The sequence below is a fragment of the Falsiroseomonas oryziterrae genome (assembly GCF_021864505.1).
GTDB classification, from domain to species: domain Bacteria; phylum Pseudomonadota; class Alphaproteobacteria; order Acetobacterales; family Acetobacteraceae; genus Falsiroseomonas; species Falsiroseomonas oryziterrae.
The window spans coordinates 1-9,474 of the sequence record NZ_JAKJIB010000139.1 but is presented as its reverse complement, the minus strand read 5'-3'; the positions used below and the strand labels follow the sequence as shown (position 1 = coordinate 9,474).

Below are 9,474 nucleotides of genomic sequence, written 5' to 3'. Positions count from 1 at the left end.
GCCCGCGACGCAGCAGCGTGCGCCCGCCGCCGCGCCGACGCTTCCGCCGCCGCGCCCGCTCGGCACGATCCGGACGGCCGAACTGCGATAGGGTCGGCAGGGCGGCCGCCTTCCTGGCAGCGCCGGCGGCCCCGCCGAGGCCCGATCAGGCCATCGCGCCGCGCGCCGCGACCGGCCAGAGGCACTCGACCCGCCCCCGCCGCACGCCGACATACCAGTCGTAGCGGTCCACGGTCGGGTCGCAGTGCCCCGGGACCAGCCGGACCTTCTCGCCGAACCCGGGCAGCCCCTCCCCCACCAGGGTCCCGTGCTCGTCGGCCGCGCGGGCGTAGGTCGCACCCGGATACCCATGCACCAGCGGGAAGCCGCTGTCGGTCGGCATCGCCTTGTGGCCGGCATCCACCACCGCCACGCCGGCCCGCGGCGCGCTCATCACCTGCGACAGCACGAAGAGCGCCTGGCGGAAGGGCGGCGGCTCCGCGTTGCGGGCGTAGTCGGCGTCCATGAAGGCGTAGGAGCCAGCCTGGATCTCGGTCCAGACGCCGCTCGCCGCCTCCAGCGCGAAGGTGCCGGTGCCGGCGCCGCCGACGATCGCGCAGGCGAGGCCGCGCTGCCGGCACTGCTCCACCGTCCGCCGCGTGCCGTCCGCGGCCGCCGCAATCGCCGCCCGGCGTTCCTCAGGCGTGCGCTTGTGCTGCGCGCTGCCGTGATAGGCCTGCAGCCCGCCGAAGATCAGGTGCGGGCTGGCGGCGATCCGCTCCGCCAGGGCCACCGCCTGAGGGCCGGGCTCCACGCCGCAGCGGCCGGAGCCGACATCGATCTCCACCAGCACGGTCATGCGGATCCCGGCCGCCTCGGCCGCCGCCTCGACCGCCGCGATGCCGCGCTCGTCATCGGCGCAGACGGCGACCTTGGCGATCTTCGAGAGCGCCGCAAGCCGAGCCAGCTTGCGCGGCGCGATCACCTCGTTGCTCACCAGGATGTCGGGCACGCCGCCCCAGGCGAGCGCCTCGGCCTCCGCCACCTTCTGCACGCATTGCCCGATGGCGCCGCGCCGCATCTGCGCCAGCGCCACCACCGGCGACTTGTGGGTCTTGGCATGGGCCCGGAGCTTCGTGCCGGTCGGCTCCAGCAGCGCCGCCATCGTGTCCAGGTTGTGCTCGAAGGCGTCGAGGTCGATCAGCAGCGCGGGCGTGTCCACCTCCTCCTCGCGCATCCCCGGCTCGGCGGGCGGCGGCTGCAGCATGATGCGGTCCCTCGGTTGCCTTCGCGCCGGAGACTGGCACGCTGGCGCCCGAGGAAACAGCCAGCCATGGACTTCACCGAGACCGACACGCAGCGTTCGATCCGCGAGGCGATGGAACGCCTCTGCGCCCGCTTCGGCGACGCCTATTGGCTGGAGGCCGACCGGGCGCACCGCTTCCCCCACGAGTTCCACGCGGCGATGGCGGCCGAGGGCTGGCTTGGCATCTGCATGCCGGAGGAGGTCGGCGGCGCCGGGCTCGGCGTGGCCGACGCGGCGGTGATGATGCAGGCGATCGCCCAATCCGGCGCCGGGATGACCGGCGCCTCTGCCGTGCACATGAACATCTTCGGCCCGATGCCGGTCGTCGTATTCGGGACCGCCGAGCAGAAGGCGCGCATGCTGCCGCCCCTGATCGCCGGGCGCGAGAAGGCCTGCTTCGCGGTGACCGAGCCGAACACCGGCCTCGACACCACGCGCCTCAAGACATTCGCCGAGCGGCGCGGCGACCGCTACGTCGTCAACGGCCAGAAGGTCTGGATCAGCACCGCCCAGGTCGCCGACCGCGTGCTGCTGCTGGCCCGCACCACGCCAATCGAGCAGGTGGCGAAGCGCTCCGAGGGTCTCTCGCTCTTCTACACCGCCCTCGACCGCAGCCGCGTCGAGGTGCGCGAGATCCCGAAGATGGGGCGGCACGCGGTGGATTCGAACCAGCTCTTCATCGACGGGCTGGAGGTGCCGGTCGAGGACCGCATCGGCGAGGAGGGCAAGGGCTTCGACTACATCCTGCACGGGCTGAACCCGGAGCGGATCCTGGTCGCCGCCGAGGCGGTCGGCATCGGCCATGCCGCCATCGCCCGCGCCGCAAGCTATGCGAAGGAGCGCGTCGTCTTCGGCCGGCCGATCGGCCAGAACCAGGGCGTGCAGCATCCGCTCGCCGCCTGCTGGATGCGGCTCGAGGCGGCGCGGCTGATGACGCTGCAGGCCGCCTGGCGCTACGACCAGGGCCTGCCCTGCGGCGCGGAGGCCAATGCCGCCAAGTGGCTGGCCGGCGAGGCGGGGTTCGAGGCAGCGCAGACCGCGGTGATGACGCTCGGCGGCTATGGCTATGCGCAGGAGTTCCACCTGGAGCGGCTGCTGCGCGAGAGCTTCATCCCGCGCATCGCGCCGGTCAGCCCGCAGCTGATCCTCTGCCACATCGCCGAGCGCGTGCTGGGCCTTCCCAAGAGCTACTGACATTCCCCACGACAACGCTTCGCGTTGCCGCGGGGGCCCCGAAACCACCCCACGACGTTGCTCCGCGTCGCGCCTCTCCGCAACGCCGCGGGGGGGCCGGTTTGGTGCCCGTCCTGCCTTGCGCGGCTCATCCGGTCGCGGCAAAGCCGCGACGGGGCACCAAGGGGCGGAAGATCCGGGCCGCGCGTCCTGCTCCCTCCCCCGTTCACTGGGGAGGGTCGGGGTGGGGGTTCGACCGCAGGACAGGCACGAATGACGCTCAGCGTGTTGCACGAGTTGGAAGCGGCCTCGCGCCGGATGGAAACGCCTTGCGGCGACGGCATGATGGTCTGGCGCGTGTGGAACGCCTCGGCCGGTGCGCCGATCGTGCTGCTGCATGGCGGCAACGGGTCCTGGCGGCACTGGGTGAAGCAGATCCCGGGCCTCGCCGCGACGCGCTGCGTCATCGTCCCCGACCTGCCGGGCCTTGGCGAAAGCGCGCTGCCCGACGAGCCCCACGAGCCAGGCCACCTTGCCCACATCACCGGCGCCGGGCTGCTCACCATGCTCGGCGGGACGCGCGCCGACCTCGTCGGCTTCTCCTTCGGCGCCAACATCGCGGGCCATCTCGCGGCCGAGCGGCCCGGCGCGATCCGATCGCTCACCCTGCTCGGCGCCGGCTCGCTCGGCCTCGCGCGCAACCCCGTCCCGCTCGAGAAGATCCGCGACAAGCAGGGCGCGGAGCGCATCGCTGCCCACCGCTTCAACCTGAACTCGCTGATGATCGCCGAGGCCGCGCGCATCGACGACCTCGCGCTCGCGATCCAGGAATGGAACACGGTGCATGCGCGCTTCCGCAGCCGCGCCTTCGCCAATGCGCATCTGCTCAAGGACGCGCTAGCGCGCACCGCCATGCCGCTGACGGCGCTCTGGGGCGGGCGCGACCAGCTGGCCGTGGGCCATATCCCCGCCCGCATCGCCGCGGTGCGCGAGGCGAGGCCCGATGCGCGCGCGGAGGTGATCCCGGATGCCGGCCACTGGACCATGTACGAGGCGCCGGAGGCCTTCGACGCCGCCCTCGCCCGGGCGCTCGCCGCCGCCGGCTGAGCCCGGCCGCGCGCTTCGTCCCGCCGGCGCGCGCATGGTATAGGCGGCGGAACGTCCGGACGGAACGACACCGATGCTTCGCCGCGCCCTGCTCGTCATGCCCGCCGCCGCGCTCGCCGCGCCGCGCCCGCTCCGCGCCCAGGGAAGCTGGCCGGCGCGGCCCGTCCGCATCGTGGTGCCCTTCCCGCCCGGCGGCACGACCGACGTCATCGCGCGCCTCGTCAGCCAGCGCCTCGGCACCGTGCTCGGCCAGCCCTTCGTGATCGAGAACCGCGCCGGCGCCGGCGGCACGGTCGGCTCCGACCTCGTCGCGAAGTCCCCGCCCGACGGCTACGCCTTCGTGGTGTCGAACATCGCGAGCCACGGCGTGGGCCCGAGCGTCTATCGCACCATGCCCTATGACAGCCTGCGCGACTTCAGCCACATCGCGCTGATCGCCGAGGTGCCGTCCGTCCTCGTCGTGAACGCGAACAGCCCGATCCGGAGCCTCGCCGACTTCATCGCAGCCGCCCGTGCGCGCCCGGGGCAGATCACCCTCGCCTCGCCCGGCAACGGCACCTCGAGCCACGCCAAGCAGGAGATCCTGAAGCGCGCCGCCGGGATCGACACCATCCACGTGCCCTATCGTGGCAGCGGGCCGATGATGAACGACGTCAGCGCCGGCGCGGTGGACGCGATGATCACGACGCTCGTCGAGGCGGGGCGCAACGAGCGCTTCCGGCTGCTGGCCGTCACCGCCCCGCAGCGGGTCGAGGGCTGGCGCGAGGTGCCGACCTTCGCCGAACTCGGCTATCCGGACCTCGTCGCCTCCACGTGGTTCGGCATCTCCGGCCCCGCCGGCCTGCCGGAGCCGATCGTGGCACGGCTGAACGCCGAGGTGCTGGCCGCGCTCGCGAGCCCCGAGATCGCGCCACGCCTGGTCGAGACCGGCGCCACGCCGCGGCGGATGAGCGCGGCCGAATACACAGCCTTCGTCGCTGCCGAGATACGGCGCTGGGCCGCGGTGGTGCAGGCGGCCGGGATCAGGGCCGAGTAACGCAGGGCGCGGGCCGAGGAACGGATGACGACGGATCCGAAACGTCCCGCCACGACCAGCGCGGCCGAGGCCGCGAAGGCCGAGCGTGAGGCCCGGCTGGCGGCCGCGCTGCGCGAGAACCTGCGGAAGCGCAAGGCGCAGGCCCGGGCGCGGGAGGCGCCGGGAAAGACGAGGGAAAAGGCCGGGGAGACGCCGCGCGAGGATTGACCCGCGCCTTGGTTGTCCCTGCGCCCCGCCTGCGCTAACCGGGCCGTGAACGCGCCGAGGTCCCTCCGATGCCCATCATGCCCGACACCTGGATCCGCCGCATGGCGACCGAGCACGGCATGATCGAGCCCTTCGTCGAGAGCCAGCGGCGCGAGGGCGTGATCTCCTTCGGCCTCTCCTCCTACGGCTACGACGCGCGGCTGGCCGACGAGTTCAAGATCTTCACCAACGTGGACAACGCGGTGGTGGATCCGAAGGGCTTCTCCGACCAGGGCTTCGTCACCCGGCGCGGCGAGACCTGCATCATCCCGCCCAACTCCTTCCTGCTCTGCCACACGGTCGAGTATTTCCGCATCCCGCGCGACGTGCTGGTGATCTGCCTCGGCAAGTCCACCTATGCGCGCTGCGGGCTGATCGTGAACGTCACGCCGCTGGAGCCCGAATGGGAGGGCCAGGTGACGATCGAGATCAGCAACACCACGCCGCTGCCCGCCCGCATCTACGCGAAGGAGGGCATCTGCCAGTTCCTGTTCCTCAAGGGCGACGCGCCGCCCGAGGTCAGCTATGCCGACCGCAAGGGCAAGTACATGGGCCAGCGCGGCGTCGCGCTGCCGAAGCTCTGACGATGGACCGCATCCGCATCCGCGGCGGTCGCCCGCTGCATGGGTCCATCCCGATCAGCGGCGCGAAGAACGCGACGCTGCCGCTGATGACCGCCGCCCTGCTCTCCGATGGCCCGCTGGTGCTGGAGAACGCGCCGGATCTCGCCGACATCGCGACCATGCGCGCGCTGCTGACGCAGCACGGGCTGGTGGTGGAGCATGACCGCGCAGGCCGCCGCCTGATCCTGTCCGGCGCCGCGACGAACCTGGAAGCGCCCTACGACATCGTCCGCAAGATGCGCGCGAGCGTGCTGGTGCTGGGGCCCCTCGTCGCGCGCTTCGGCCACGCCAAGGTCAGCCTGCCCGGCGGCTGCGCGATTGGCACGCGGCCGGTGGACCTGCACCTCAAGGGCCTCGAGCAGATGGGTGCCACCATCACGCTCGACAGCGGCTACATCGAGGCGAAGGCGCCACCCGGCGGGCTGAAGGGGGCCAGGATCATCTTCCCCCAGGTCAGCGTCGGCGCGACCGAGAACCTGCTGATGGCGGCCTGCCTGGCCGATGGCGTGACCGAGCTGGTGAACGCTGCGCAGGAGCCGGAGATCGGCGACCTGGCGATGTGCCTGATGCGCATGGGCGCGCGGATCGAGGGCATCGGCACCGCGAAGCTGACGGTCGAGGGCGTGAAGGCGCTCGGCGCGGCGACGCATCCGATCATCCCCGACCGCATCGAGGCCGGCACCTATGCCTGCGCCGCCGCGATCACCGGCGGGACGGTGATGCTGGAAGGCGCGCGGCTGACGGATCTCGGCGCGGTGGCGCGCGTGCTGCGCGATGCCGGCGTGGACGTGGCGGAGCGCGTGAACGGACTGCAGGTCTCGCGCCTGAATGGCCTGCACGGCACCGACGTGATGACGGAGCCCTTCCCGGGCTTCGCCACCGACATGCAGGCGCAGTTCATGGCGCTGATGTGCGTCGCCGACGGCGCGTCGATGATCACCGAGACGATCTTCGAGAACCGCTTCATGCACGTGCCCGAGCTCATGCGCATGGGGGCGCGCATCAAGTATCACGGCCAGAGCGCGATCGTTCGCGGCGTGCCGACGCTGTCGGGCGCGCCGGTGATGGCGACCGATCTGCGCGCGAGCGTCTCCCTGGTACTGGCGGGGCTCGCCGCGCAGGGCGAGACCATCGTGAACCGCGTGTACCATCTCGACCGCGGCTACGAGGCGGTGGAGCGGAAGCTCGCCGCGGTGGGGGCCGATATCGAGCGCATCTGAAGGAGGCTTCGCGATGGCGCTGCAGCCGGTGGATCGCCTGGAGATCCAGGTGCTGGTCGACAACGTCACCGACAGCCTCTCCCGCGTGCCGCCCTTCGTGACGCGCGAGTGGAACATGCTCCGCCGCTTCGGGCTGACGCGATCGAGCGGCGGTGCGCTCTGCTGCGCCAATCACGGGCTCTCGCTGATGTTGACCCTGCAGGCCGGCGCGGCGCGGCACCGCTTCCTCTTCGACGGCGGGCCCGATCCCTACGCGATCGAACGCAACGGCCCGAAGCTCGGCGTGCCCTTCGGCGAGATCGAGGCGGCGATGCTCAGCCACGGGCACTGGGACCACGCGGGGGACATTCCGAAGGCGCTCGATTTCATCACGGCGGCGAACGGCAACCGCGCCGTGCCGCTTTACCTGCATCCGGGCATGTTCCGCGAGCGTGGCGGCCGCCAGCCCGACGGCGGCGTCTTCCCGATGGACCGCGTGCCCGCGCCCCCGGAATGGGCCGCGATGGGCGCGGCGCCCGTGGTCACCGACCAGCCGCAGGAGCTGTTCGACGGGCTGCTCTGGATCAGCGGCGAGATCCCGCGCCGCACGCCCTATGAGCGCGGCCTGCCTGGCCAGGTGGCGCGCGACGCCGAGGGCGCGCCATGGGAGAAGGACGAGCTGCTGACGGACGAGCGCTTCTGCGCCGTGCATGTACGCGGCCGGGGCCTCGTGGTGTTCAGCGCCTGCTCGCATGCCGGCATCGTCAACGTGCTGCATGCGGCGCGGGAGAGCTTCCCCGCCATCCCGCTCTTCGCAGCGATGGGGGGCTTCCACCTCTCGGGCGAGAACGAGGCGATCATCCCGGAGACGGTCGCCGACCTCGCGCAGTTCGACCTGCCGCTGCTGATCCCCGCGCATTGCACCGGCTGGCGCGCGGTGAACGCGCTGGAGCGCGCCTTCGGCGAGCGGGTCGTGCCCGCCGCCGTCGGCAAGCTGTTCACGCTGGCGGCGTGAGCCCCTTCAGCGGAACATCGCGCCGCCGTCCACGTCCACGACCGTGCCGTTGACGTAGCCGCCGCGCGGCGAGGCCAGGAAGGCGGCGAGGTCGGCGATCTCGCGCGGCTCGATGGCGCGACCGAAGGGCAGGCCCGTCAGCGTCTCCGCCCATCGTCCCGGATCGCCGAACTGCTGCTGCGCATTGGTGCGCGCCAGCGTCATCATCCGGTCGGTGCGCGTCGCGGCCGGGTTGATCCCGAACACGCGCACGCCCTGCGCCACGGCCGCGCCGCCGAGCGCCGAGGTGAAGGCGATCAGCGCGGCATTCGCGGTGCAGCCGGCAATGTAGCCGGCCCGCGGCGTACGTCCGGCCATGCCGATGATGTTGCAGATCACGCCCGACTTTCGCGCCTCCATCCCCGGCAGGTAGAGTTGGCACATGTGGACGTAGCCGAGCAGCTTGAGGTCCCAGGCGGCGCGCCAGCGCGCCATCGGGATGTCGGCGAGCTTCCCGCCCGGGATGGCGCCGGCGTTGTTCACCAGGATGTCCGGATCGGGATGCGCTTCGTGCAGCCGCTCCCGCCCCTCATCCGTGGAGAGGTCGGCGGCGAAGGTCTGGACGTTGACCTGCGCCCTCGCCCGCAGCCCGTCCGCCGCGGCGGCGAGCGTCGCCGCATCGCGCGAGGCGAGCACGATGTCGCAGCCGGCTTCCGCGAAGCTCTCTGCGCAGGCCAGCCCGATCCCCTTCGAGCCGCCGGTGACGAGCACGCGCTTGCCGCTCAGTCCGAGGTCCATCAGCCGATCTCCAATTCGATCACGAACGGCCCGTCCTTCGCGAAGGACTGCCGCATCAGGTCCGCGCAGCCCTCGAGCGTCGCGGTCTTCGCCGCCTCCACGCCCATGCCGTTCGCGAGCTTCACCCAATCCAGGTCCGGGTTGCCGAGATCCATCATGTCCATCGCCGTCCGCCCCGGATTGGCGCCGACCCCGCGATACTCGCCGAGCAGGATCGCGTATTTGCGGTTGCTCAGCACGATGGTCGTCACCGGCAGCTTCTCGCGCGCCTGGGTCCAGAGACCCTGCAGCGTGTACATCCCCGACCCGTCGGCCTGCAGGTTCACCACGCGCCGCCCCGCGCCCGCCACCGCCGCCCCGGTCGCGAGCGGAATGCCGCAGCCGATCGCGCCGCCGGTGATCTGCAGCCAGTCATGCGCCGGCGCGGCGTGCGTTTCCTTGAAGAAGCCGCGGCCGAAGGAGACGCTCTCATCGGCCACGATCGCGCCGTCCGGCATGGTCGCGGCCAGGGTACGCGCCAGGCCTTCCGGCGTGGGGGCGCCGCGCGCCGCCTCGGGGCGCGGGCCCGGGTCGGGTATCGCGGCAGCCGGCGCGCCGAGTTCCTCTGCCAGCGCCGACAGCGCCTGCACCGGGTCCGCCTCGTAGCGGGTCAGCAGCAGGATGTCGGCGTCCTCGCGGTGATGCCGGCTCGGCTTGCCGGGATAGGCGAAGAAGCCGACCGGGGCCTTGCTGTTGACCAGGATGATGGTGGTGAAGGGCTTCAGCGCCTCCACCGCCATGTCCACCGGATAGGGCACGCGCTCCAGCGGCAGGCGACCGCGGCCGCGCTCGACCCGGCCGTTGGACATCTCGGCCATCACCGTGGCGCCGGTCGCCTGCGCCACGCGCCAGGCCAGCGCCTGCGCCTCTTGCCGCAGCGCCAGGCCGCCGAGCAGGATCAGCACGTTGGACCGCTCGCGCAGCGCCCGCGCCGCGCTGCGCACCGCCATCGGGTCGGCCTGGGGCATCGCGGG

Annotated in this window: 10 protein-coding genes; 7 read left to right on the top strand and 3 right to left on the bottom strand. The window is 72.2% G+C overall.

Annotated elements, in window-relative coordinates; translation table 11 throughout:
- Window positions 1-145: 145 nt before the first annotated feature.
- Window positions 146-1,246: a DSD1 family PLP-dependent enzyme gene (locus L2I40_RS12590; protein ID WP_237215309.1), complete on the bottom strand. Its 1,101-nt coding sequence runs from the start codon at window positions 1,244-1,246 to the stop codon at window positions 146-148.
- Between the two features lie 66 nt (window positions 1,247-1,312).
- On the opposite strand from L2I40_RS12590, the gene L2I40_RS12585 reads away from it, so the two are divergent.
- The 7 genes from L2I40_RS12585 (at window position 1,313) to L2I40_RS12555 (ending at window position 7,684) form a co-directional block, all read left to right on the top strand.
- Window positions 1,313-2,479, top strand: coding sequence for an acyl-CoA dehydrogenase family protein (locus tag L2I40_RS12585; RefSeq protein WP_237215308.1), 1,167 nt, complete (start codon window positions 1,313-1,315; stop codon window positions 2,477-2,479).
- A 252-nt stretch (window positions 2,480-2,731) separates the two neighbouring features.
- Window positions 2,732-3,565: an alpha/beta fold hydrolase gene (locus L2I40_RS12580; RefSeq protein ID WP_237215307.1), complete on the top strand. Its 834-nt coding sequence runs from the start codon at window positions 2,732-2,734 to the stop codon at window positions 3,563-3,565.
- A 73-nt stretch (window positions 3,566-3,638) separates the two neighbouring features.
- Window positions 3,639-4,601 carry a Bug family tripartite tricarboxylate transporter substrate binding protein gene (locus L2I40_RS12575; RefSeq protein ID WP_237215306.1) on the top strand — a complete coding sequence of 321 codons (963 nt, stop codon included), beginning with the start codon at window positions 3,639-3,641 and terminating at the stop codon, window positions 4,599-4,601.
- A 24-nt stretch (window positions 4,602-4,625) separates the two neighbouring features.
- Entirely contained in the window at window positions 4,626-4,808 is a 183-nt protein-coding gene (locus L2I40_RS12570; protein ID WP_237215305.1) for a hypothetical protein, read from the top strand.
- A 68-nt stretch (window positions 4,809-4,876) separates the two neighbouring features.
- Window positions 4,877-5,431, top strand: coding sequence for a dCTP deaminase (gene dcd / locus L2I40_RS12565; RefSeq protein ID WP_237215304.1), 555 nt, complete (start codon window positions 4,877-4,879; stop codon window positions 5,429-5,431).
- A 2-nt stretch (window positions 5,432-5,433) separates the two neighbouring features.
- Window positions 5,434-6,690 carry a UDP-N-acetylglucosamine 1-carboxyvinyltransferase gene (gene murA, locus L2I40_RS12560; protein WP_237215303.1) on the top strand — a complete coding sequence of 419 codons (1,257 nt, stop codon included), beginning with the start codon at window positions 5,434-5,436 and terminating at the stop codon, window positions 6,688-6,690.
- Window positions 6,691-6,703: 13 nt separating this feature from the next.
- Window positions 6,704-7,684 carry an MBL fold metallo-hydrolase gene (locus L2I40_RS12555; RefSeq protein WP_237215302.1) on the top strand — a complete coding sequence of 327 codons (981 nt, stop codon included), beginning with the start codon at window positions 6,704-6,706 and terminating at the stop codon, window positions 7,682-7,684.
- Window positions 7,685-7,690: 6 nt separating this feature from the next.
- On the opposite strand, the gene L2I40_RS12550 is transcribed toward L2I40_RS12555, so the two are convergent.
- Both L2I40_RS12550 and L2I40_RS12545 read right to left on the bottom strand, forming a co-directional pair.
- Window positions 7,691-8,461: a short-chain dehydrogenase/reductase gene (locus L2I40_RS12550; protein ID WP_237215301.1), complete on the bottom strand. Its 771-nt coding sequence runs from the start codon at window positions 8,459-8,461 to the stop codon at window positions 7,691-7,693.
- The coding region (locus L2I40_RS12545) for an acetolactate synthase large subunit (RefSeq protein ID WP_237215300.1) at window positions 8,461-9,474 on the bottom strand (1,014 nt) is incomplete at its 5' end. The genes L2I40_RS12550 and L2I40_RS12545, both read right to left, overlap by 1 nt.